At 41.1% G+C, this 24240-nt stretch carries 21 protein-coding genes and 3 tRNA genes; 14 read left to right on the forward strand and 10 right to left on the reverse strand.

The window, feature by feature from the left end; genetic code table 11:
* Nucleotides 1-2: 2 nt before the first annotated feature.
* Entirely contained in the window at nucleotides 3-1205 is a 1203-nt protein-coding gene (locus AC4CU0_RS00555; protein WP_490743572.1) for an SfnB family sulfur acquisition oxidoreductase, read from the reverse strand.
* A gap of 1014 nt (nucleotides 1206-2219) precedes the next feature.
* Between AC4CU0_RS00555 and AC4CU0_RS00560 the strand changes: the two genes are divergently transcribed.
* Nucleotides 2220-4637 carry a membrane-bound PQQ-dependent dehydrogenase, glucose/quinate/shikimate family gene (locus tag AC4CU0_RS00560; protein WP_168378843.1) on the forward strand — a complete coding sequence of 806 codons (2418 nt, stop codon included), beginning with the start codon at nucleotides 2220-2222 and terminating at the stop codon, nucleotides 4635-4637.
* 382 nt (nucleotides 4638-5019) lie between these two features.
* Here the strand turns inward: AC4CU0_RS00560 and AC4CU0_RS00565 are convergent.
* The 3 genes from AC4CU0_RS00565 to AC4CU0_RS00575 all read right to left on the reverse strand — a co-directional run bounded on the left by AC4CU0_RS00565 (nucleotide 5020) and on the right by AC4CU0_RS00575 (nucleotide 5337).
* Nucleotides 5020-5095: transfer RNA gene (locus tag AC4CU0_RS00565), tRNA-Gly, on the reverse strand.
* 46 nt (nucleotides 5096-5141) lie between these two features.
* Nucleotides 5142-5217: transfer RNA gene (locus AC4CU0_RS00570), tRNA-Gly, on the reverse strand.
* 47 nt (nucleotides 5218-5264) lie between these two features.
* Nucleotides 5265-5337, reverse strand: a tRNA-Gly gene (locus AC4CU0_RS00575).
* A 242-nt stretch (nucleotides 5338-5579) separates the two neighbouring features.
* Between AC4CU0_RS00575 and AC4CU0_RS00580 the strand changes: the two genes are divergently transcribed.
* The 5 genes from AC4CU0_RS00580 (at nucleotide 5580) to AC4CU0_RS00600 (ending at nucleotide 8511) form a co-directional block, all read left to right on the forward strand.
* Entirely contained in the window at nucleotides 5580-5891 is a 312-nt protein-coding gene (locus AC4CU0_RS00580; RefSeq protein WP_078191519.1) for a BolA family protein, read from the forward strand.
* Between the two features lie 8 nt (nucleotides 5892-5899).
* Nucleotides 5900-6292, forward strand: coding sequence for a SirB2 family protein (locus tag AC4CU0_RS00585; protein WP_168378832.1), 393 nt, complete (start codon nucleotides 5900-5902; stop codon nucleotides 6290-6292).
* Between the two features lie 63 nt (nucleotides 6293-6355).
* Nucleotides 6356-7192, forward strand: coding sequence for a ParA family protein (locus AC4CU0_RS00590; protein ID WP_313043768.1), 837 nt, complete (start codon nucleotides 6356-6358; stop codon nucleotides 7190-7192).
* A gap of 13 nt (nucleotides 7193-7205) precedes the next feature.
* Entirely contained in the window at nucleotides 7206-7610 is a 405-nt protein-coding gene (locus AC4CU0_RS00595) for a hypothetical protein (RefSeq protein ID WP_078191516.1), read from the forward strand.
* A 307-nt stretch (nucleotides 7611-7917) separates the two neighbouring features.
* Nucleotides 7918-8511, forward strand: coding sequence for a LysE family translocator (locus AC4CU0_RS00600; RefSeq protein ID WP_168378830.1), 594 nt, complete (start codon nucleotides 7918-7920; stop codon nucleotides 8509-8511).
* A gap of 19 nt (nucleotides 8512-8530) precedes the next feature.
* Here AC4CU0_RS00600 and AC4CU0_RS00605 read toward each other — a convergent pair whose 3' ends face one another.
* The gene (locus tag AC4CU0_RS00605) at nucleotides 8531-9157 is read right to left on the reverse strand and encodes a DedA family protein (RefSeq protein ID WP_490743573.1); all 627 of its coding nucleotides are present in this window, start codon (nucleotides 9155-9157) and stop codon (nucleotides 8531-8533) included.
* Between the two features lie 194 nt (nucleotides 9158-9351).
* Between AC4CU0_RS00605 and AC4CU0_RS00610 the strand changes: the two genes are divergently transcribed.
* Together AC4CU0_RS00610 and guaA are read left to right on the forward strand one after the other, a co-directional pair.
* Nucleotides 9352-9774, forward strand: a complete 423-nt coding sequence (locus tag AC4CU0_RS00610) for a DoxX family protein (protein WP_078191513.1) — start codon at nucleotides 9352-9354, stop codon at nucleotides 9772-9774.
* Between the two features lie 212 nt (nucleotides 9775-9986).
* Entirely contained in the window at nucleotides 9987-11555 is a 1569-nt protein-coding gene (guaA, locus tag AC4CU0_RS00615) for a glutamine-hydrolyzing GMP synthase (RefSeq protein ID WP_078194056.1), read from the forward strand.
* Between the two features lie 225 nt (nucleotides 11556-11780).
* Here the strand turns inward: guaA and AC4CU0_RS00620 are convergent, their stop codons facing one another.
* Together AC4CU0_RS00620 and AC4CU0_RS00625 are read right to left on the reverse strand one after the other, a co-directional pair.
* Nucleotides 11781-13115, reverse strand: coding sequence for a GGDEF domain-containing protein (locus AC4CU0_RS00620; protein WP_490743595.1), 1335 nt, complete (start codon nucleotides 13113-13115; stop codon nucleotides 11781-11783).
* Nucleotides 13116-13258: 143 nt separating this feature from the next.
* On the reverse strand, nucleotides 13259-14434 hold the full coding sequence (locus tag AC4CU0_RS00625) for a GGDEF domain-containing protein (protein WP_490743574.1): 1176 nt from the start codon (nucleotides 14432-14434) through the stop codon (nucleotides 13259-13261).
* 393 nt (nucleotides 14435-14827) lie between these two features.
* Between AC4CU0_RS00625 and AC4CU0_RS00630 the strand changes: the two genes are divergently transcribed.
* The 3 genes from AC4CU0_RS00630 to AC4CU0_RS00640 all read left to right on the forward strand — a co-directional run bounded on the left by AC4CU0_RS00630 (nucleotide 14828) and on the right by AC4CU0_RS00640 (nucleotide 17071).
* Nucleotides 14828-15775, forward strand: a complete 948-nt coding sequence (locus tag AC4CU0_RS00630) for a pirin family protein (RefSeq protein ID WP_180039790.1) — start codon at nucleotides 14828-14830, stop codon at nucleotides 15773-15775.
* A gap of 68 nt (nucleotides 15776-15843) precedes the next feature.
* On the forward strand, nucleotides 15844-16242 hold the full coding sequence (locus tag AC4CU0_RS00635) for an OsmC family protein (protein WP_490743575.1): 399 nt from the start codon (nucleotides 15844-15846) through the stop codon (nucleotides 16240-16242).
* A gap of 151 nt (nucleotides 16243-16393) precedes the next feature.
* Nucleotides 16394-17071 carry a glutathione S-transferase family protein gene (locus tag AC4CU0_RS00640; RefSeq protein ID WP_180079001.1) on the forward strand — a complete coding sequence of 226 codons (678 nt, stop codon included), beginning with the start codon at nucleotides 16394-16396 and terminating at the stop codon, nucleotides 17069-17071.
* Here AC4CU0_RS00640 and phoR read toward each other — a convergent pair.
* The 3 genes from phoR to AC4CU0_RS00655 all read right to left on the reverse strand — a co-directional run bounded on the left by phoR (nucleotide 17068) and on the right by AC4CU0_RS00655 (nucleotide 20074).
* Nucleotides 17068-18426 (reverse strand): phosphate regulon sensor histidine kinase PhoR, encoded by a 1359-nt coding sequence (phoR, locus tag AC4CU0_RS00645; protein WP_180107659.1) that lies wholly within the window; start codon nucleotides 18424-18426, stop codon nucleotides 17068-17070. The genes AC4CU0_RS00640 and phoR overlap by 4 nt on opposite strands.
* A gap of 23 nt (nucleotides 18427-18449) precedes the next feature.
* On the reverse strand, nucleotides 18450-19160 hold the full coding sequence (gene phoB, locus AC4CU0_RS00650; RefSeq protein WP_078194048.1) for a phosphate regulon transcriptional regulator PhoB: 711 nt from the start codon (nucleotides 19158-19160) through the stop codon (nucleotides 18450-18452).
* Nucleotides 19161-19390: 230 nt separating this feature from the next.
* Nucleotides 19391-20074 (reverse strand): TetR/AcrR family transcriptional regulator, encoded by a 684-nt coding sequence (locus tag AC4CU0_RS00655; RefSeq protein ID WP_078191503.1) that lies wholly within the window; start codon nucleotides 20072-20074, stop codon nucleotides 19391-19393.
* Nucleotides 20075-20298: 224 nt separating this feature from the next.
* Here AC4CU0_RS00655 and AC4CU0_RS00660 point away from each other — a divergent pair, with 224 nt between their 5' ends.
* The 3 genes from AC4CU0_RS00660 (at nucleotide 20299) to AC4CU0_RS00670 (ending at nucleotide 24236) form a co-directional block, all read left to right on the forward strand.
* Nucleotides 20299-21129, forward strand: coding sequence for an SDR family NAD(P)-dependent oxidoreductase (locus tag AC4CU0_RS00660; protein WP_180010800.1), 831 nt, complete (start codon nucleotides 20299-20301; stop codon nucleotides 21127-21129).
* Between the two features lie 536 nt (nucleotides 21130-21665).
* Entirely contained in the window at nucleotides 21666-23147 is a 1482-nt protein-coding gene (locus AC4CU0_RS00665; protein WP_490743576.1) for a porin family protein, read from the forward strand.
* 33 nt (nucleotides 23148-23180) lie between these two features.
* The gene (locus AC4CU0_RS00670) at nucleotides 23181-24236 is read left to right on the forward strand and encodes an ABC transporter substrate-binding protein (protein WP_180049473.1); all 1056 of its coding nucleotides are present in this window, start codon (nucleotides 23181-23183) and stop codon (nucleotides 24234-24236) included.
* Nucleotides 24237-24240 lie beyond the last annotated feature (4 nt).

Genomic DNA, 24240 nt, shown 5'->3' on the forward strand with positions numbered 1-24240 from the left:
CCTTAAATCCACGCATGGCGTGCAGGTAATTTATGATTTAAGTAATAGTCGCCTAAGGTATGCAGCTTCCATCGCACAGGATCATGTAAGGTGTGTACTCGGGCATTGCGCCAGTGTTGATCAAGGTTATGGGCACTCAAACTTGCACGGCTGCCGCCTAATTCAAGGAGTTTTTCAGAGATCTGTAAGGCTGCATCATTGGCATAGATTTTGGCTTCAGCGACACGAATCGAAGCTAGAGCAGCTTGTTGTTCGCTCACCTGATCAAGCTGATCTAATTCATCGAGGTAATCTGCGGCTTCATCTAAAAGTAGAATCGCAGCATCCAATAAAACGGCAGATTTACCCACTTCCTGTAGGGTGTAAGGCTCAAAACTGGCTTTCTCGACTTGTGCATCTACAATTGGACGGGCTTTTTGTACCGCAGAAAGGGTGTCTGCAAAGGCAGCTTCCGCAATCCCCACATCGATCGCGACTTGCATCAATTGCGAAAAGGCACCGCGATACGTTGGCCCTGCAGAAAGCTTACGTTCATCAAAAATTAATAGGGGATCTACTGCCACATGATTCAGTTTGACAGTGCCACTAGACGTTGTGCGTTGGCCAAAACCATTCCAGTTATCAATCACTTCTACGCCTGTAGCGTGTCGATCAATGATGGTCAGGACAACATGACCTTCAGGGTGAACGGCTTTAATCGCCAACCAATCTGCAAAATTACTGCCGGTCGAATAGAACTTTTCACCATCGACCACATACGTTCCATTTTCAATGCGCAGCGTTGTATTTAAGGTTTTGGTGTCTTTGGTATTGCGCTCTGGGCCACCATTGGCTAAACGTTTTCCCTGTAAAATTTCATTAAAAATAAAGGCTTTTTGTTCATCCGTTCCCATGAGGTCAATCATATACAGCAAGGCAATTTGGTTTTGTGGAATTTGGCCCACGCTAGAATCTGCTTTATTGATAATGCGAAAAACCTGCGCCAGTGTCTTGTTGGACACGTAGGCACCGCCAAATTTTTTGGGAATACGAATGCCGCCTAAACCTTTCTGACTAAACAAGTCGATTTCTGCAAAAGGCAGTAGGCGGTTCTGATCACGTTCATTTCGACCTTCCAAAGCAAAATCTGCAACGTGATACGCTGCATGAATTGCTTCTAAGTCATTTTCAATAACATGAATATTTTCAGAGATTAAATGAGACATAATGACACCTTTAATAGATATCAAAACGCTACTCGTAAATGCGTGATTCTTTAAATGATGGATTATTCTTAACTTAGCAGAATGTCTTTTTAGCATTTAATCTGCATAAAAATTATGCAAATTTGATAAAATAAGTGTTTGATTTAAAACAATAGATGTAGAAATAACAACAAATGAATTTATTAGAAAATAAGGTATTAGCAACTTTGCAGATATTCAACCTTAAAAATAATATATCTAAGACAGTGGGTTAGATACTTCTATTTGAATGAAGTATAGCTTTGTTCAAGGCCTCATTTAACATTGTAGATTCGTCTGAATCGCTCCAAATTATCTCACTTTCTTTGTAGAAGACAAAAGCTTAGTAATATTACGATAGCTATAAAGAAAGTAGTGATAGGCTTCATCTAGCTATTGGCTCTAGAGCTTGATGTTTTAACATACATTAAATGGGATGAGTGGAAACCTCAGTCTGAATATCGTTGCCAATGCAGTTAAGAAATTGCTTCGAACAGGAATAAAGGATGAGATTCTAAATTACCAGTTCAATATTTCTTAAATTAATCAGATTCATGCATGTGTAATGGTTTGAAATCAATTGAACGAACGAGGCTGTTTTCACCCCTCAATGATGACTTAAATCTAAGTTGTTTAGGAGGGCTTAATTTTTTGAATCTTTGAATAAGCATGTCGATCAAAACACAATACTTGAAAAGGAGTATACTTCTACTACTAAAGTACAATCACAGTGTGTGATTGTACTCAATCTTCAAACTTCGTTACATAGGCAACTATTTGGTATCAATAGCCCAAATTATTTCCTTATCTGTAAGTATTTAAAACTGAATGCTAGCCATAACTTCAAGAATTGAATGAGTAGAATGTAATTAGATTTATACGATTTCAAATGCGTTTTGTTGGGCACCATGTATTTATAGCATACGATTTAAAAGACTTTACTTTATTCTAATTTTTTGACTATTTAACCAAGCCTATATTACCCAGAGGCAAGGTATGAACACAGAACAAACCTCTCCGCAAGAGCGTGTAGGGGCTAAAGTCTACCGATATTTTTTTATCGTACTGACTGCTCTGATCGCACTATATTTAATCATCCAAGGTTCTAAATTATTGAGTCTCGGTGGTTCAAGCTATTATCTCATTGCTGGTGTTGCGTATATCGTCATCGCTGTTTTATATGCAATGAAAAAAGCCGCTGGCTTTTGGTTGTCTATCATCACATTTATTGCAACTGTGATCTGGGCAATTGCTGAAGTGCAAGGTTTTGACTTTTGGCAATATATTCCACGTTTAGTGACCCCAACTGTTTTATTTGTTTTAAGCCTATGGGCAAGTCGTAGTCTGCCTGCACTGAGCCTCACAAAAGTTAAAATAGCCAATCAAGTTGGATTCGTTGGTTTAGCTGCCTGTGTGGTTGCGCTGATTGCCGCATTCTTCCCACATGGCAAAATTTTAAATCCAGTTGATCTCGTACAAGATCCAAGTTTAGCAAAACCAAATGCTGAAAACCCAGACAACTGGGAGTATTTTGGTCGTAATGGTAACGGTACACGTTTCGCTCCATATACTGACATTACCCCTGAAAATGTCAAAGATTTGAAAGTTGCTTGGACCTACCATACGGGTCGTGATTTGAAAGCAGGTGTAGACGAAAATACACCCATTCAAATTGGTAGCACACTGTATTCATGTACACCGACCAATATTATCACTGCCATTGATGGTGATAGTGGTAAAGCACTTTGGAAATATGATCCTAAAGCAAAAACTGCGGAACATATTACCTGTCGTGGTGTAGGCTACTACGATGCAACTAAAGATAAATCACTTACACCTGCCGATTTAGCATCTAACGGCATCAAAGCATGTCCACAACGTATTTTAACCTCTACTGTTGATGGTCGTTTAATTGCCTTGAATGCGAAAACAGGTGCTTTATGCCCTGAGTTTGGTATCAATGGTCAAGTCGATGTTTTACATGACATGGGGCCAACTGAACAAAGTAAACGCTACCACCCAACATCAACTCCTCTCATTGCAGGTCATGTTGCAATTTTAGGTGGCTGGGTCCGTGATATTGTGCACGGCGAGCCTTCTGGTGTCGTACGTGCCTATGATGTTCGTACAGGTAAATTGGCTTGGGCGTGGGATATTGGTAATCCTGAACTTGTTGGTGAGCCTAAAGATGGTAAAGGTTATACCCTTGAAACGCCAAACATGTGGACCATTCCAACCTATGACAAAGACTTAAATCTTGTTTATTTACCTACTGGTAATGGTCCTCCAGATTATTGGGGTGGTGACCGTAGTGGTGCTAAAGAGAAATTTGGTTCGGCTGTCGTTGCTGTCAATGCAACGACTGGTAAAACAGTGTGGTCGTATCAAATTGTGCATCATGACGTATGGGATTATGACTTACCGTCACAACCTGTGCTTTACACCATGACCAATGATCAAGGTGAAAAAGTTCCTGCATTGATTCAAACCACTAAAATGGGACAAATCTTTGTCTTAGACCGTCGTACGGGTAAACCTGTGTCTAAAGTGGTTGAAAAAGCCGTTCCAACCTCTGGTGCTGCTGAAGGTGAAAAACTTTCTCCAACTCAACCATATTCTGTCGATATGCCACAAATTGGGAATGACACTTTACGTGAAAAAGACATGTGGGGGATCTCTACCTTTGACCAATTAAACTGTCGTATTGATTATAAAGATTCTGTGTATCAAGGTCTTTATACCCCGCCGGGTGAAAAACCATATATAGAATGGCCAAGTCTTTTAGGTGGTATGAACTGGGGTGGTATTTCTATCGATGAATCAACAGGTTTGATGTTCGTCAACGATATGCGTATGCCACTTCGTATGTCTCTTGTACGTAAAGAAGACATGGGCAAGTACAAAATCTCAACGGATGAAGTTCCAGGATTCATGGGGACTGTACGTCCACAATTTGCAGGTCCATATGCAGGTGTAAAAATCGACATCATGCAGTCTGCATTGGGTGTACCATGTAACCGCCCTCCGTTCGGAACCATGACAGCGATTGATTTGAAATCTAAAAAAGTCGTTTGGGAAGTGCCAATGGGGACTGCTGAACAACTTGGACCTTTAGGTATTAAATCTCATATGCCAATGCCTCTTGGTATGCCTACTTTAGGTGGTCCAACGTCAACTGCTTCTGGTCTAGTATTCTTTGCAGGTACTCAAGATTACTACTTACGTGCTTTAGACTCTAAAACCGGTAAAGAAGTGTGGAAAGCTGAACTTCCTGTGGCTGCTGTTGCAGCACCATTGATTTATAAGTCACCAAAAACTGGAAAACAATATGTGGTTATTTCTGCAGGTGGTGCAAGCCACTCTAAAGATGTAGGTGATTACATCATTGCCTATGCTTTGCCTGATCAAAAATAATTGACATACAATTTACTAAAAAACCAAAGCTTAGGCTTTGGTTTTTTTTGAAAAAATAATGATCAATATCTAAAATTTTAATAAGTAATTAACTACACTAATCATAGTTTTTCACAAATTCTAAAACGTAGATCGCATTCAACTTTTAAAGTCCCTTTTTATGCTTAATTCGTCACCTTAATTATAGGGAGTAAGAGAGTCATGTAATTTATTTGATACACGGTGTTTCATCACATATTATCAAATCAAGGGATGTTATTTTGTCTCGTATATTTAAAGAATAATCCTAATTTTCGAGTAGCTAGTAGTAGGAGGTTTTCAAAAAATGAATAAAATTAGTCATAAAAAAAGCCCCCATCTTTCGATGAGGGCTTTTTGAATTTGGAGCGGGAAAGGAGACTCGAACTCCCGACCCCAACCTTGGCAAGGTTATGCTCTACCAACTGAGCTATTCCCGCGGAGTCTATCCTGTTTTTTTACTAAAAAACTGAATCGAAAAAAATTTGGAGCGGGAAAGGAGACTCGAACTCCCGACCCCAACCTTGGCAAGGTTATGCTCTACCAACTGAGCTATTCCCGCGGAGTCTATCCAATTTTTTAAATAAAAAACCGAATGAAAAAATTTTGAGCGGGAAAGGAGACTCGAACTCCCGACCCCAACCTTGGCAAGGTTATGCTCTACCAACTGAGCTATTCCCGCATAGCCACGTATAATACATTAAGGATTTTTCAGGTCAATAACTTTATGAAAATCTGTGCATCGTTTGCATAAAATAAAAACAATTTGTTTGAAATTCGGAAGATTTTTGTAGGTCAAAGGCTTCCATTTTGATGAAATCATGCAATTCAGATGGTTTCAGCAAGTTTGCGACACAAGAACTTCAACAAATACAGGCTATACTAAGACCAGTTGAACCTTTTTTTGAATTTGGGAGAGCCGTTTTGAGTTTAGAACAGCAATTAATTGAGCGTCTACAGACATTAGCGCCTACACATCTTGAAGTGGTGAATGAGTCCGCAGGTCATGGAGGTTATTTCCCAGGTAAAGAGTCGCATTTTAAAGCAGTGATCGTGAGTGAGGCATTTGCAGGTTTGCGTTTGGTGCAACGTCATCAAAAAGTCTATGCCGCAGCCGGTGATTTACTTAGTCCGGGGCAAATTCATGCCTTGGCCATTCATGCGTTTTTACCCGAAGAATGGAAAGGTCAAGACACCACTAGCCCTGAATGTGCGCATGCACCTAAGTCATCTTAAGGTGAGCCATGGAAACGCAATTAATCATTAAAATCATTCATATGTGTGGTGTGGCTTTAGGCTGTGCTGCCATTTTCATTCGTGCTTTTACGTTGTTTAAAGGGACGCAGGGCAATTTACCCAATCCGGCAGGGCGGAAGTTTTTTGTTGCTTTGCAACATGGCTCAATGACATTAATTGCCGTGACTGGAATTATCTTATTGTTTATGAAGAACTTTGATGTGCAGCCATGGTTCTATGCCAAAGTTGTGCTGTTTTTGGTGCTGCTGTCTTCTTTATCTAAAGCGTATAAAAAAGATGACAGTATTTTATTGGTTCAGCGCCGTGCGGGCTTATTTATTGCAGCTATTGCACTTATTTTCATCATTACATTGGTTATAATCAAACCAGTTTTTGGATAAATGGCTTATCCACATGGCCGATTTCAAGGCTTGAGTAGAAAAACAAAGATTAGAGGGTTTTGAATGCGTACGCGTGTGGTATTTAACCAAAAAGGTGGTGTGGGGAAATCGAGTATTACGGTCAATTTAGCGGCGATAAGCGCGCACCAAGGTTTAAAAACTTTGGTGATTGACCTCGACCCTCAAGCCAATTCAAGTCAATATTTGTTGGGGGATGATGCGACGTATTCGGCAGATAAGCCTGCACTTGAACCCAATATTGAAAATTATTTTGAAGAAGTCTTGGGGACACAACAAAGTAAAGGTTTGTTGGGAAATGCCATCGGTTCGATTTTGAAAGGTCGTGCCAAAGGTTTGGAAAGCTATGTGCATGCATCACCTTATCCACGCTTAGATGTGATTCCTGCCAGTCCAAATTTAGGCGCGTTGGCACATGCCTTAGAATCTAAGCATAAAATTTACAAACTGCGTGATGCTTTGCAGCAGATGAGCGGTCAATATGATCGAGTATTTATTGATACACCGCCGGCCTTTAACTTTTTTACTTTATCTGCGCTGATTGCGGCAGATCGCGTGCTGATTCCATTTGACTGTGACGTGTTTTCAAAACGTGCCTTACAGACCCTGATCGAAAATGTGTTAGAAACGCAGGATGATCATAATGATCATTTGGAAATTGAAGGCATTGTGGTCAATCAATTTCAGGCACAGGCGAAGTTGCCGCGCGAAGTTGTACAACAACTCAAAGATGAAGGTCTGCCTGTATTGGACAGCATGTTACCGCCTTCGGTGCTGATGAAAGAATCTCATCATAAAAATCAACCTTTAATCCATTTGGTTGCAGATCATAAATTGACGCAAGCCTATCAATCATTGTTCAATGAAATTGAGCAAAAGTAGTATCGAGAAAAGTATGAATGCACTTAAATGTGGTCTAGTTGCTTTCACTGCTGTTGTATTGGGTGCATGTGCAAGTACGCCTAAACCAAGCTATGTTTCACCTACACAGTATCAGTCTTTGAGTTGCCAACAATTGCAAAGCGAATACAACCGAATCCACGACTATATTCAAAATGGTGTAGAAACGCCGAAGCGCACAGGCGTTGGTGTCGGTGTTGGCCTTGGTGGTGGCTGGGGCAGCCGTGGAGGTTGGGGCATTGGTCCGAGTATTTCGGTCAATATGGGACAATCTTCAAATACCAAACGTACCGAACTTTCACGCGTTCTAGGTGAGCAAGAAGCGATTGTACAGGCAGCAAAATTTAAAGGTTGTCCGATTATCGTTCGCGCAAATTCGGCTACTGCAGCAAAATCATAAGCGGATCATGAGCAGAGGCTTAGGCCTGTGCTATGAGAAAAGTGTAATAAAATTTGTCAGTAGGCGAGGCGTCTACTGGCATTTTTTTTGAGCCAAATAAACTGCACTATTTAGAGCCAATAAAATATTTAAATATATGAAAAAATTAAATTAAATATTATTTGTGGATTTCAATACCTCCTTCTGGTCTTGAACATTCAGCGTGAGTGCATTGACTTGTACAAGGATAAAACTGACCTAGCGCGTACTTGTTTTTTTAAATTCATTTCGGCTAAGGTGTGCGCTTTGAAACATTGTCTGGGTATTTATGATTGAGAGTTGGCTTTTTGTATTGGCAATGATTGCGGTGATGATGACGCCGGGACCTAGCAATGCACTAATGGCAAGCTCTGCACATCAACAAGGCATTGCAAAGACGTGCATGCTGATTCCTGCAGAATTATTGGGCTATTTCTATGCCATTAATTTGTGGGCGTTGATTATTCATTTAAGCGCTCCAGTGTGGCCGAATTTAATTCACTTGCTACATTTTCTCAGTATTGCCTATGTTTTATGGTTGGCTTTTCATTTGTGGAAATCGACGCATTTACATCAGTACAATCAAAAACATCCTTCAATTCAACCACGTGAATTATTCATTTCCTCATTAAAAAATCCGAAAGCCTTGCTTTTTGCTGCAGGTATTTTCCCGATAGAAACTTGGGCAAGCCCATTAAATTTTATTTTGGTTTTTGCTGTATTTAGTGTGGTTTTGCTGCCTGTTGCGTTGTTTTGGATGTCATTTGGACGGACAATTTTGGCGGGTAAGACTCAAAAAATTAAGGCCGATCTTCTGTATAAAGGATCGGCCCTGATGCTGATTTTATGTATGTTTCCCGTGGTTTTGCGCTTTTTTGCTTAAAGGCGTTCACCATATCGGTTTATTTCTTTAATTTTGCTCGAATAAAACCAATCACACCCGGTAAAACACTAATAATAATGATGCCAAAGATCAGATGGGTGAAGTTATCTTTCACGATGGGCATATTGCCAAATAAATAGCCTAAAGTGATAAATGAGCCGACCCAACAAATCGCACCAATCATGTTAAAAGTCAGGAAGTACTTGTAGTTCATGCTGCCTGCACCTGCCACAAAAGGTGCGAAGGTTCGTGCAAAAGGAATAAAGCGGGCAAAAATAATGGTTTTACCACCGTGTTTTTCAAAGAATTTTTGCGTATTGACCAAATGTTGGCGGTTAATGAAGCGTGATTCAATTTCAAAGACACGTGGGCCAATATATTTACCAATATGGTAATTCAGCGTGTCGCCCAAGATCGCAGCGATAAACAGCAAAATCACCAAAACCCATGGATCCATGGCACCTGTTGACGCAGCGAGCGCGCCTGCTGCAAACAGAAGACTGTCACCCGGTAAAAAGGGCATGACCACTAAACCGGTTTCAACAAAAATAATCAGGAACAGAATTGCATAAATCCATACGCCATAATTGGTAATGAACTCGAGTAAATGGTCATCAACATGTAGTATAAAATCAATCAGTTCCATGGGGCTTATATGCGTAAAATAGTGGTCTGATGCTATCAGTCTGGGGCAGCAAAGTCAGTATTAAAACGTAATTAATTATCAGTAAAATCGTTCTATATATGGAATGATGAGTATTATAAAAGCATATTTAAAGAGAATAAGAAACGACCTAATCTAAGCACATCTTTTGAACAGTATTAAAAATAGGTTTCAGTATGTTTAATCCAAATCTAGTGGTGAAAAATCTGAGTCAACAGCCGCAAATCAATGCGGTAATCAGTCTCGTTGCACGTATTTTGATGGCTTATATTTTTATTGTGGCAGGTTGGGGCAAAATTACCGCTTACACTGCAACCGCAGGTTATATGGAGTCAATGGGTGTACCGGCAGGGCTACTTCCGATCACCATTTTAGTCGAGTTGGGTGGTGGCTTAGCTTTATTGTTTGGTTTTCAAGCGCGTTTTGCGGCACTGGGTCTAACCGTATTTAGTTTAATCACTGCATTTTTATTCCATGGTGGTGCAGAAGATGGCATTAACTTTATGAAAAATTTGGCGATGTCAGGCGGCTTATTATTTCTCATGTTACATGGTGCAGGTAAATTCAGTTTTGATCATTGGATCGAAAAATCAAAATAAAGCGGTCATGAGTCCGAGCATCCATCAAAGCGGCGTTCTGCCGCTTTTTTCATGTCTATCGCTGATTTAAAGTAAATCAATAAAGCCCTGAAATGTGTTGTAAAAAACATCGTTTGGCTTGTGGTTTTTGCCCCTGTCCGAATAGTGTGCGAAAGTCCAAGAAAAATGTTAGAATACGGCGCTTATATTCGTTGCCTGCATAGTTGTTTGCCATGACTACCAATACCCAAATTACTGAAGACCGTATCCTGATTTTGGATTTCGGTTCTCAATATAGTCAGCTTATTGCACGTCGTGTACGTGAAGCTGGTGTTTATTCAGAAATGTACGCATTTGATATGTCTGAAGAAGACATTCGTGCATTTAACCCAAACGGGATCATTCTTTCAGGTGGTCCAGAAAGTGTTCATGAAGAAGGTAGTCCGCGCGCACCACAAGTTGTATTTGAACTTGGTGTACCTGTTTTAGGTATTTGCTATGGTCTACAAACCATGTCAGAACAACTTGGCGGTAAAGTTGAGCCAGGTACTGTGCATGAATTTGGTTATGCAGAAGTTGATATTAAAGTCCGTGATGCTTTAATTGGTGATCTTGAAGATACCAAAGACCAATTAAAAGTGTGGATGAGTCATGGCGATAAAGTGACTCAAATTCCTGAAGGTTTCCAAATCACTGCAAGCACACCAAGCTGCCCAGTGGCGATGGTTTCTGATGAAAAACGTCGTTTCTACGGTATCCAATTCCACCCAGAAGTGACACACACTGCGAAAGGTGCTGAGTTATTGTCTAACTTCGTACATGGTGTATGTGGTTGCCGTAACTTGTGGAACTCAGAAAACATTATCGATCTTCGCGTAGAACAACTGCGTGAGCAAATTGGTGATCAAAAAGTTCTATTGGGTCTTTCAGGTGGCGTAGATTCATCTGTTGTAGCTGCACTTTTACACCGTGCGATTGGCGACCAATTGACTTGTGTATTCGTAGATAACGGTTTACTTCGTTTGAACGAAGGCGAGCAAGTGATGGACATGTTTGCGAAAAACATGGGTATCCGCGTGATTCGTGCCGATGCTGAAAATCGCTTTTTAACAGCACTTGCTGGTGAAGTTGATCCAGAGAAAAAACGTAAAATCATTGGTCGTGAATTCATTGAAGTGTTTGCTGAAGAAGCACGTAAGCTTGACGGTGTGAACTTCCTTGCTCAAGGTACCATTTACCCAGACGTAATTGAATCTGCGGCAAGCAAACAAGGTAAAGCACACGTGATTAAATCACACCACAACGTGGGTGGTTTACCAGAAGATTTAGCATTCGAATTGGTTGAGCCAATTCGTGATTTGTTCAAAGACGAAGTACGCCGTTTAGGTACAACTCTTGGTCTTCCATTTGAAATGCTTTACCGTCATCCATTCCCAGGCCCAGGTCTAGGTGTACGTATTCTTGGTGAAGTGAAAAAAGAATATGCAGATATCCTTCGTCTAGCAGATGACATCTTCATGCAAGAACTTCGCGCAAGCGGCTGGTATGACAAAACTGCACAAGCATTTGCTGTATTCCAACCTGTGAAATCTGTGGGTGTCGTAGGTGATGGCCGTCGTTATGCATGGGTGATCGCGCTTCGTGCTGTAGAAACTGTGGACTTTATGACTGCACGTTTTGCACACCTTCCTTATGATCTTGTAGACAAGATTTCTACACGTATTATGAACGAAATTGCAGAAGTTTCTCGTGTTGTTTATGACGTATCGTCTAAACCACCTGCTACGATTGAGTGGGAGTAATTTAGGGATTTCAAGAAACAACGTTTCTTGCCTAAATTACGGCAAAGGCTATGCCTGCGCCAGACTGGGGTTTCACGAAGCACTGCTTCGTGCCAGTTTTACGCCATGAACAAGATTTAAAGCACTGCTTTAAATTTTGTGCAAGATGCCTGTGGCAGTATCTCATTTAAGATATATCCAATAAAAAAAGGACGCTTCAGCGTCCTTTTTTTATATCTCAACATTCTATTTATAAACAATTGACCAACTACTATCGCTTTCATTATTCGGTTCAGCTTTAGGCTTCGCTTTATGGGTAAAGCTTTGCCAAGACTTCGTCGATTTACGTTCGGGTTTCATGCTTGAATCATAGCGCTCTACACGGTTACGGCCATTTTCTTTTGCCTGATACAGCGCAATATCCGCTTGCTTAATCAGTTCAGTTAAATTTTGCTTATGTGATTTAAGCTGTGAAACACCAATGGAAACGGTAAATTGGATCGGGTGATTTGCGACATTCAGCAATGATTGATTTTGAAGCGTTAGACGAATACGTTCTGCGATTAACATTGCATCCTGTATTTGCGTTTCCGACAGCAGCACAATAAATTCTTCGCCACCAAAGCGAGCCAAGACATCTTTTTGGCGCATTTCTTTGCGGGTGGTTTCAGCGATACATTGCAGTACCTGATCACCAACATCATGCCCGTAATTATCATTAATATGTTTAAAATGATCGACATCAAACATCAATAAGCAAGTACTTGCAGGCGTTGGCCATTCATGGATGCGATGCTCAGCCAACTGAACAAACTGCCGACGGTTGTATAACTGGGTGAGCTCATCTGTATGCGCTAAATTTTTCAGTGTATGCATATTCCAGTCGTCAAGTAGGGTACGTAAAAAATGACGACGTGCATTGAGTGTATTGTTCCAACTCATATGCAGGCTGATCATCCAAACAGGAATAGACACCACCACAAAAATCAGAGCTTCTTGCCATGATAAAAGCTGACTCACCGCAAAATACACCAATAGCGAAATGAGGCCCGAACAATACAAGGCTGGCTTAAATTGTGTTTGTACGCAGACATTGGCAATCAAGATAAAGATCGCTGCACCATAGATATAGGACGAGACCATTGGGCTATCTGAAGCCAATAATAAGCCAATCCAAATCGCGGTGCTACAGACCGTCCCAATCGGTAAGATCATGTCGAGCACACGAATATCTTTTTTGTATTTAAACAGATAGAAGCTGACCAATAGGGCAGCAATAATCATGGCCACTCGAGAAAGACCTGACCAAAAGAACATGTCAGGGATAATAAAAATGTCAGCAAAGAAATAAAGAAGAAATGTAATCTGCGCCATGTAATTCACTTGACGTAAATAAGGTAACTGATGGCCATACTGATGTTGTAGAAAATAGTTTCTAAACTGCGTAGGAATACGTGCAAAAGGATCTGCAATGGCTTGTTCAATCTCGGCACGATTGGCAAGATCACACTCAGAAAGTTTCAAAGTATGATTATGATTTTTACGAACTTCCTGAGCAGACGAATTAGTCCGAGAACTCATTCGTACATCAACAGACATGTCCCTTCTCCATAAATGGCTTAGGAAAATTATGAATAAAAAATATACAAAAATATCTACCTGAAACTAGGGATTTTTCGAATGAATGATAAGAAATCGTCTGATGAATGTTACAAAATATATTATTAAATTGCTGTTTTATAAGTTGAAATTTGATTGCGTCCTGCAGATTTTGCTTGGTAAAGTGCCTGATCGGCCATGCGAATGACACTTTGTAAATCTCGGTTTTTTTGACCAAATTCGGCAACACCAATTGAAACGGTAAATTTAAGTTTTTGTAGTGTATCAAGTTCTAAATAATCATCGGCTATTGCCCGTCGCAGACGTTCGGCAATATCTTGAGCCTGACGCAGGTGTGTCTGCGGTAAAAGGATAATAAATTCTTCACCACCGAAGCGGGCAATGATGTCTTGGCTACGTAAAGTATGTCGGCACGTTTCGGCAATTTGTTGTAAAACATGATCACCAATATAGTTCCCAAACTGATCATTAATATTTTTAAATTTGTCGACATCAAAAATCAGTAATGAAAGTGGCTGTAACGGTTTGGACTGATGATGAATATGATAATTGGCAAGTTGAATAAATTGACGGCGATTGTTTAAGCCGGTCAGCACGTCGGTATGCGCCACAATATTGAGCGCTTCACGGTTCAACTGATCGAGTTTACTGTGTAAAAATACAATTCTAGATTTTTGCGTTGAATTCCAACTGATATACAAATTAAATAACAACACGGGCGAATAGATCAAGATAAACAGTTGCAGTTGATGGATATTGCCAGAAATGGCGAAATATACCCCAATCAGTAAAATTAGACTGATACATAGAGAAATGAACACAGCAGCCTTAAAGCGGATTTGCACACATAAATTGGCTAACACAATAAAAACCAAGGATGCATATAAATAGATCGGCACATCGGGGCTATTGGATAAATTGAGTAGGCTAAACCACAGCGCAGAAGCGCCAACGATCGATAGGGGAAGCATCAAGTCAAAGAGTAAAATGCTCTTGCTATATGTATAAATGCCCCATGTGATGCCCATCATCAGTAAGGTATAGGCCGTTTTTAAGCCTATCGCGAGCAAGCCCACATCGGGCAACATAAACCAATCCGCTATGGCATAAGAGAGATAGGCCAATTGTGCAACGATGTTGACTTGGAAAAAGAATTTAAAAAGTTGACGACGATGGTAGTGGAAAAATTCTTGACGAAATTGAGCAGGAACGCGAACAACGGTTCCTTTCAAGGCTTTTTGGATCAGTGCACGTGATTCTTTCTTATACTCATTGATCATGCAAGATTACCGACGGATGAGCATGGTTTGTATGTAATTTTATGTAACTCAAATAATCTATATCATTTTTGTTTAAAATTAAACACGTTATTTCAATGATTTGTGAATTATTTGGTATTGTTTGGTCAAAAGTGAGTGTTAACTTATGTTACTTAAATTTACATTTCACGTGATTTGAACAAGTAATTTCGCATTGGATATTGTCTAAATAAGCATCAATAACTGTTATGCTGTATGTCATATTAGGCAACAAAAAAACGATTGTCCTATCTCTGTGATTCAGCGTATTAATGACAGCTGAAGAAGATTGAGTTAATGCAGATATAATGGAAAAAAATGCATAGCTCTAGCCGGTAGTCCTTGCATCGGCTTAGCCAAATTTAGGGTAAGAATATGACCAATACTAATTACACAGAAATATCTCATTCCGACGATTGTGAAAAATACGTCAATCAGTTCATTCAAGAATTTCCACTGCGCCGTGCTGAAATTGGTCAAGGCACAGTGATTAAACGTGCTTTACCAAGTCGTCATAAACGGATGATTGGTGCATGGTGTTTCCTTGATCATGCCGGTCCAGTGCATTTTCCGCAAGGTGATGGCTTAGATGTCGGTCCACATCCACATATTGGTTTGCAAACGTTTACCTGGATGATTGATGGCACCATGATGCATACCGACAGTTTGGGCACACATCAGTTAATTCAGCCCAAACAAGTCAATCTCATGACGGCAGGTTATGGTATTTCGCATACTGAGGTTGCTCCAGAGTCTGAAACACAAATGCATGCTGCGCAGCTTTGGATTGCATTGCCAGATGACAAAATCAATATGGCGCCCCAGTTTGACCATTACCCAGAGTTGCCTGTGGTGACACAAGACGGGATTGAATTGACGGTATTGGTGGGTGAATTTTTACAGACTAAATCGCCGGTAAAAGTACATAGTGAATTATTAGGTGTCGATCTGCGTAGTTCGGAAAGTCAAAGTACCGTCTTGCCGCTCAATCCAAAATTTGAATATGGCTTTATGGCCCTCGAAGGGACTGCCAGTGTCAATGGTCACGAGCTCAATGAAGACAATATGGTGGTACTTGAGCCGGGCTTAACCCAAGTCAAAATTGATCTGCACGCAGGTGGCCGTGTTTTATTATTAGGGGGTGAACCTTTTGAATCACCGATTCTGCTGTGGTGGAATTTTGTGGGGCGCACACAAGAAGAATTGAATATTGCCCGTGAGCAGTGGATTAATCAGGACGAACGCTTTGGCTCTATTCCTGACTATGATGGTCCACGACTAGAAGCACCGGCTTTCCCTGATAAAATGCGTCCATCACGTTAACTTAAAAATAAAAATGAACAGCCGTACCTGTGGTAAAAATGGTGCGGCATAACCATGAGGGAGTCATTATGGGTATCGTCGCAACGGCAACAGTAAACACCTTAGAAGCACCGTGGTCAGGTGAAGTTCAGAGTGGAAAACATCAACTTATTACCGATAAGCCCGAATCATTTGGTGGCGGGGATTTAGGTTTAGCACCGTATGATTTACTGTGTGCCTCCTTAATTTCATGCACCATGATTACTTTGCGCATGTATGCAGCACATAAACAAATTCAATTGGGTGAGTTTCGTGTTGAGGCAGACTTTTGTGCGAACCGTGAAGGAGCTGAATGGGTTGAGCGACGCCTGCATTTTCAAACGCCCTTGGATGCAGAATTAGAGCAAAAAATCTTGTCCATTTGTGAAAAAACCCCTGTGACAAAAACTTTATTGCGCAGTATAGACATTAAAACCACTCTAGTTTAATTTAAATGCAGGTCGCTGCTGTACTGTACAAAATTTAGTTTTGATATAGCCCTAAGCAGTGATCTGACACTTTTTATGATTTAAGTACTTCAAAATAGTAATGGCTTGCCAGAAATAAGAAAATTTTAGACTTCATATAGGAGATGAACCCATGCGGGTGCTACATCATCTAGAAAAATCTCGTTCATTTCGTATTTTATGGGCAATGCAGGAATTAGGACTGGATTATCAGGTTCAGTTTTATCTGCGCCAGCCAAATTTGTCTGCTCCTCCTGAGCTTAAAGCCATCCATCCTTTAGGGAAGTCGCCCATATTGCAGGATGATGGACTGGTCTTGGTAGAATCTGCAGCGATCTTGGAGTATTTACAAGAGAAGTATGATCGGCATGATTTTTTTGCAGCCAAGGCGGAACATTCAAAACAACAATATCGCTTTTGGATGCATTATGCCGAAGGTTCTCTAATGCCGTTGTTGGTGATGCAGTTGGTCATGAGCAATGTGCCACGCCATGTACCTTGGGTCATCAAACCCGTAGCTAATCGCATTTGTGATGGGGTCAAAAAAGGTTTTGTACGACCTCGCTTAAAAGAACATATCGAGTTTTTAGAAAACCATTTAGCGGAAAATGAATATTTTGCGGGACCGTTTAGCTTTGCGGATATTCAGATGACGTTTCCATTAGAAGCCGTCATGACCAGAACTCAAGGGCGATATCCACAAATTCAGGCTTTCTTACAACGGATGCAACAGCGTCCTGCATATCGCCGTGCCAAACAACAAGAACAACAGTTGGAAGCACAGCAAGACCGGCAGCATGATTCCGCTTAGCTCACATGATACAAGCGTTCTTTAGGGAAGACGACTTTAAACAGCGAACCACGGTTTTCTTTGGACTCAATTTCAAGGTGTGCCTGATGTTGCATCAAAACGTGTTTCACGATGGCAAGACCTAAACCTGTTCCTCCCGTTTGGCGACTACGTGCGCTGTCCACACGGTAAAACCGTTCCGTTAAACGGGGTAAGTGTTTCGGGTCAATCCCGATACCCGTATCTTCAACGGTAAAATAACCATGCGTACCATCATCATGCCATCCAATGGTCACAGTACCGCCTTTGGGGGTGTATTTAATTGCATTGGTGATGAGGTTACTAAAGGCACTCGCCAATTCCATATCTGATCCGATTAGGTCACAGTGACTATCAATCTCGAGATTCAGTGTATGTCCATAATCCACATTGTAAGCATGTGCATCGTCATATAGTTGGTTCATTAGGCTGGGCATTTCAATGATTTGATTTTTAGCAACTTTTTTATCATTTTCCAGACGAGATAATAATAACAAGTCATTAACCAAAGCATTCATACGGCGGGTTTGAGACTGCATTTGATCGAATGCGCGTTTCCAGCGTGGATTTAAATCTTCCTGATCGGTAAAGGTTTCGATATAACCACTTAAAACCGTGAGCGGTGTGCGTAACTCATGTGAAATATTATCGACAAAGTCTTTACGCATTTGCTCAAGGTTATGCATGCGCGTGACGTCATAAGCCACCAATAAACGACTTTCGCGACCAAAACGGGTTAATTTCACTTGCACATAATGGTCTTCAAGTACCGATGATTTCATTTTCAAACCATCGGGGGCTAAATCGATATTGGTAAAGTATTCGATAAAACTAGGCTGTCTTAAAATGCTTAAAATATTGCGCCCTTGATCGAGCTGTTGAATCCCCAAAAGCTTTTCTGCGGCAGGGTTCCACCATTCGATTTGATGTAATTCATCAATCAATACCACAGCTTCAGCAAGCGCCACCAAGGAAGATTGAGCGCGGTCAATTAGGCCGACCATTTCAGCTTGTACGATGCGTTCTTGGCGCTGGGCACGGTATACATTAAAGAGTAAAGCCCCCCAAATACCGTCTAAATTTGGCGGGACATCATAAGGACGGTTTGAAATCCATTCGTTGACCAAGTACAGCGAACGCATTTGCAATGCAAAAAACACTGCAAAGGCAATTAAGATGCAGATCCATAAGTACCCGGTACCAAAGCCGATGAGTGCAGCAATGAGTAGGAAAAATGCCAGCAGTCTCAAATCCTGCTTGGCAAAAGTCCATAAACTGCTGTAACGGAATTTTTTATGTTCACTGGCAAGTTCAGGGACGGGATACGGTTCATACATATAAAATTAAAGACCTAAAATGACTAACCCATCACAGCATCGGCACGGGTAGAGAAACGGTAACCTGTACCACGAACAGTTTGGACATAACGATCGGCTTGGAAAGGTTCAAGAACTTTACGCAAACGACGAATATGAACGTCAATGGTACGGTCCTCAATATACACGTTTCCACCCCAAACCTGATCTAATAATTGAGCACGAGTGTAGGCACGTTCAGGATGAGTCATGAAAAAGGCCAGTAGGCGATATTCAGTCGGTCCCATATCTAAAATGGTGTTGCCAAAGCTGACACGTTGGCTGACTGGATCGAGGATTAAGCCATTGGCATCAATGGTTTTTTCACCACCCAAGGCATTTGAGCGACGTAGCACCGCTTTAATGCGTGACACCAACTCACGGGTGGAAAAGGGTTTGGTCATGTAGTCATCTGCGCCTGCGTCTAGACCTTGGACTTTATGGTCTTCTTCGCCGCGCGCAGTGAGCATGATGACTGGAATTTCTGACAAATTTTCATCGCGTTTTAAACGACGACATAGGTCTACACCACTCACGCCACCAGGCATCATCCAATCCAACAAAATCAGTGCAGGACGCTGATCCACAATCATTTGGTGCGCTTGTTTGGCATCTTCAGCTTGCTGACATTGAAAACCAGCCATATCCAGTGAAGTATGGATCATTTCCCGAATCGGGAGTTCGTCGTCGACGATTAAAATATAGTCATCTTTCACAGCGCAATACCCTATTTTATGTAAACGGTAGACCGTTTTATATTTATGACAGGCTTATTACAAAGATTAATTATGACAGTATCATTGCAAAAATGATCTTTCATTGGGGTTTAGAAAGAAATTGTGACAATTTAAATCCTGAAATATTCAACAACATGGGCTTTGCATCATGTTGTTGTCACAAAAAAATCATTCAAAAAAATTGTAAAGATCAGTGTTGACCTCAGAATTTATTTACTGGGTTTTTCAGAAAAAGCATCCAACAAGGCCAAAAAGACCACGCTACATGACGATAAAACTTCGTCAATCGGTTGTTTATAACCACTCATGACCCAGCGAATCGCAATTTGGGTGACATAACCATTGAGACCGGTTGCAACCATCGAAATTTCACGTTCTGAACGATCAATATTCGGCATCATCAGCATGACAAAGGCATGAATCATACGGTCAAAGCGCATCATGGTTTCATGAATCGTGGCTTGGTTATGTAGCTCTTGTACCAACATAGCATCGATGTAAATGATGCGCGCCATACGGGGATTATTTTTTAAAGTTAACAGTAGGGCGGTTAAACCTGCTTCAATCATTTTTTTAGAATCGGTGGATGCTTGCATGATGGCTTGCATCACATTTTGTTGCAGTTCATCGATTAATTTTAAAAAGATGGTCTGGAACAGTTGCTCACTTTTCTTAAATGATTCGTAAAAATAGCGTTCGGTCAGCTTGGCTTCCAAACAAATATCTTTCACGGTCACGGAAAAAAAGCCATGTGTACCATAGGCTTCTATACCGGCTTCAATCAGTTTTTCACGTCGCGCTTGCTTACGTTCACTGAGAGAAAGCCCTTTAAATTGACGTTCCTTCACATTTTTTGCCTGTTGTTGTTCTGTGTGATTTGTTGCATCTGTCATGAAAATATACGCTGAACTAAAGCAGAATTTTGTCTTATTTTAGCAATAATTTCAGTTTAAACCTATGTTTAAGCATTGGCGATTTCAACAGCTTAGCACGTCCCAAGATGACATTGACAATATGTATTGTCAAAACTATATTAAGTCGACGAACTGCACACATTGGCAAATGAGATCACGCTGTGATAAAGCCAAGCGGCAGCATAAAGGAATAAGGAATCACAATGAAAAACTTCAAAAATAAAGTGGCTGCCATTACAGGTGCAGGTTCAGGTATTGGTCAGCAATTGGCTGTGCTTTTGGCTAAACAAGGCTGCCATCTGTCTTTAAGCGATGTGAATGAACAGGGGCTTGCGGCAACCGTTGAATTGGTTAAAGCCAGCAATGTACGTGTAACGACGCAAAAACTCGATGTGTCAGACCTTGCAGCAATGAAAGCATGGGCAGCACAGACTGTTAAAGATCATGGTTCGGTGAATATGATTTTTAACAATGCGGGTGTGGCATTGGGTACGACCGTTGAAGGGGCAAGCTATGAAGAACTGGAGTGGATTGTCAATATTAACTTTTGGGGCGTGGTTTATGGCACCAAAGAATTTTTACCGTATATCAAGCAAAGTGGTGAAGGTCATATCATCAATATTTCCAGCTTGTTTGGCTTAACAGCACAGCCAACACAGTCGGCATATAATGCCACTAAATTTGCAGTACGTGGCTTTACCGAATCTTTACGCCAAGAATTGGATATTGAAAACTGTGGCGTGAGTGCGCTATGTGTACATCCGGGCGGGATTCGTACCAATATTGCCAATGCCGCAAAAATGAATGACAGCTTGAAAAGTTTAGGCATGAACCCACAAAAATCGGCACAGTCGTTTAATAAATTCTTGCGTTGCCCACCTGAAGAAGCGGCTCGTCAAATCATTGCAGCAGTACAAAAAGATAAGCGCCGTTTATTGATTGGTAATGATGCAAAAGCGATTGATTTAATTCAACGTTTGCTACCGACGGGTTATCAAAAATTAACTGCCATGGCGACTAAATTTGGTCAATAAGCGGTAATTAAAATCAATTGAAAAGAGCCCACTTCAGTGGGTTTTTTTATGGCTAAAGGAAAACACAAGGTGTATTTTTTATTTCATAAAATGAGATATAAAAATGGAGATATCTGATGATTTGAAATAAGCAACTGTTGAATAACCAACAGTTTTTTGGCGTCAAAACCAACAGAATCTATCGGGTTTGAATAATAAAACTTTAAAAAATAAATACTTAAAATGTTGGCACAGTTGTTGCCATATTAGAGTGAACAAAACTCACCACTGTATGGAACATTTATGAGTACTTTTACGCATCGATATCTTTCTGCTTTTCGTGTCCTGCAACAGGCATGTTGTTGTGCTATGACACTCGCGATGATGCGCGCTTAAATTCTAAAAGCTGTCTTCGAGTTTCGGTCGTGCATAAGTTGAATAAAACCTACGACCACTCAGATTAATTTTTAAAAACCCACGCAGTACATTCACTTCATGCACCTTGCATGGGGTTGGGGGATTTTGCGCTTTGGGAAAAATGTTAGTGAAACCAAATCATGAAAAAAACCACATTAACCGTTGCGGTCGGACTGATTTTATCCGCAACCAGTCCGCTGAGTTTTGCATCGGATGAAGCACTTCAGCAAGAACTGAGCAGCTTAAAACAACAAATTGAGAGTTTGCAAAAACGCTTAAATGCAGTGGAATCTGGGACGACCAAAAGTAAAGTCGTAGAAACGGCCGCGTTGACGACAGAAGATACGAGCAACGCCGCTGATGTTGAAGGTGAAACGCAGGTTTCAGAAGTGACCGCAGCAACATCCGAAGATATCGACGGCTTACGTGCAGATATTGAAAACTATAAGTACGATCAGTCACGTCAATATGAACGTCAAACCACCAAATCGACTCGTGATACAACCCTGTATGGCACAGTTCAACTACGTGCCAGTGCGCTCGATGAAACGGGTGTGTTGGGTGCAACCAAATCAACATTTGATATTGGGACTGCGCTGATTGGTGTGCGTGGGAATTTATTCCGTGATTATAACGAAGGCAAAAACCTCGATTATCAATTGTCCTTTGGTTATGGCAAACGCAATGATGGCACCAATAACAGTAACTTTAACTTACTAGATGCCTTTGTTCGCTATAACGCTTTTGCCACCAATGCGGGCCCTGAAACTGCCAAACTCAACTTTACGCTCGGTCAGCAGTTATTGCCCTTTGGTCTAGATGTGCAGTCTCCTGAAGATTTGCGTCCGACCATTAATACCGCTGCAGCTTCGACCTTTCTAGGACTGTTTAACCGTCAAAATGGATTTATCGTCCGTGGAGATGCCAAACCTTTTGTCGACTTTGCATCGAACTACCGTGCGCCGCTATTTGAGTATGCCTTAGGGTTGACCAATGGGAACGCCAGTAATAAGGCAGATGACAACAATGGCAAAGATTACATCGGTCGTTTGGCTTTTACCTTGCCAGTGGACTACGCCAGCATTTTCCGTGAGTTGAAGTTTAGTGCCTCTTATATCAAAGGCGAATCGAAAATTTCAGCCGGCGGAATCACTGATAATGCTGCAAAACGCGATCGTTTGGGTTTCGATATTTATTATAACCACGCCCCATTTGGCGTGACCTATGAATATCTGCAAGGCAAGACCGATTATGTCGACACTGTAGCCCAAGACATCAAAGAAGCCAAAGCGGAAGGGCATACTTTTACCGCTTTTTACACCTTGGGCGATCAGTTCTACAACAGTATTAAATCCAATGCCAAATTTGATGATTTCTGGCCAAAGTCAGTCCAAGGCTATTACCGTTTTGACCGCTATAACCCGAATAGAAACAACGCAAGCTATCTCGATACCGCGAGCGGTCGTATTGGTGAATATGACATTCACTCTTTGGGCTTAAACCTATTTTTTGCGCAAACCACAAAATTCCAATTACAGCTGAATCACTACCTGTTTGATGTCGAAACGGCAAATCAAAAAGACACTAATGAGCTGCAAGCTCAGGTTCAGTACACCTTTTAATTCAAATATTTAAACCATTAAAGAACATTTAAAATGAAAATTATCTCTAAAAAAATCGCAGCCACATTCTTGGCACTTTCAGCACTTGGTCTAAGCGTTCAATTGCATGCTGCCAATCCCAAAGAAATTCGTATTTCAGTATCAGCTGCGGGTGAGGGGGGTAAACCCAAAGTGGGCGGTAGTTTTGTAGCTACAGCACATTTACGAGGTGTGCTCGAACAAGAATTTAAAAAAGATGGCATTAAGGTGAATTGGCTGTTCTTCCCCGGGGCTGGACCTGCAACCAACGAAGCTTTAGCCAATGGCAAAGTGGACTTTGCATTGCATGGCGATTTGCCCTCATTGGTTGGACGTTCAACGGGATTAAAAACCAAAGTCTTGTTTTCAACAGGGCGTTTTGGTCCTACCTATGTGGTGGTGCCTGCCGGATCAAATGCTAAATCCTTTGCAGATCTAAAAGGCAAAAAATTCTCCGTCTTTAAAGGCACCAATGGTCAGATCGTCTTTAACCGTGTATTAGCAAAATACAATTTAACTGAGCGCGATTTACGAGTGATTTCGCAAGATGCCTATTCGGCACGTACGGCCTTAGCGACAGGTGATATTGATGCCACGATTACTTCACCATTTAGTTTGCAAGCGCGTGGAGTGGCGAAAACTTTAGTTGAAATTAAAGATCCCAAAGTTGCACCGATTGCGCACTTTTGGGTGACAGAAAGTTTTGAAAAACAATATCCAGAGGTGGTGCAACGTGTCGTGACGACACTGATTAAACAAGCGCAGTGGAGTTCTCAAGAAGCTAATCGTAGTGCGCAATATAAACTTTGGGCACAAAGTGGCATTCCGTTGGTGGATTATCAAAAAACATGGGATGGTTGGAATTTAAAAGACCGCACTACACCGCTACTAGACGAGTTTCATCGTTCACAAATTGATAGTGCTTTAAAAATTGCCAAAGACGCACGCTTAATCCGTCGTGATGTGGATACCAAAACGTGGTATGAACCGAAGTATCTAAATAATGCCTTGAAAGAGCTGAAGTTAGAGGGTTACTGGCGCCAATTTAATGCTCAAGGTCAACCGAAGTAAGTCG

It is taken from the genome of Acinetobacter sp. LipI_15 (genome assembly GCF_058242865.1).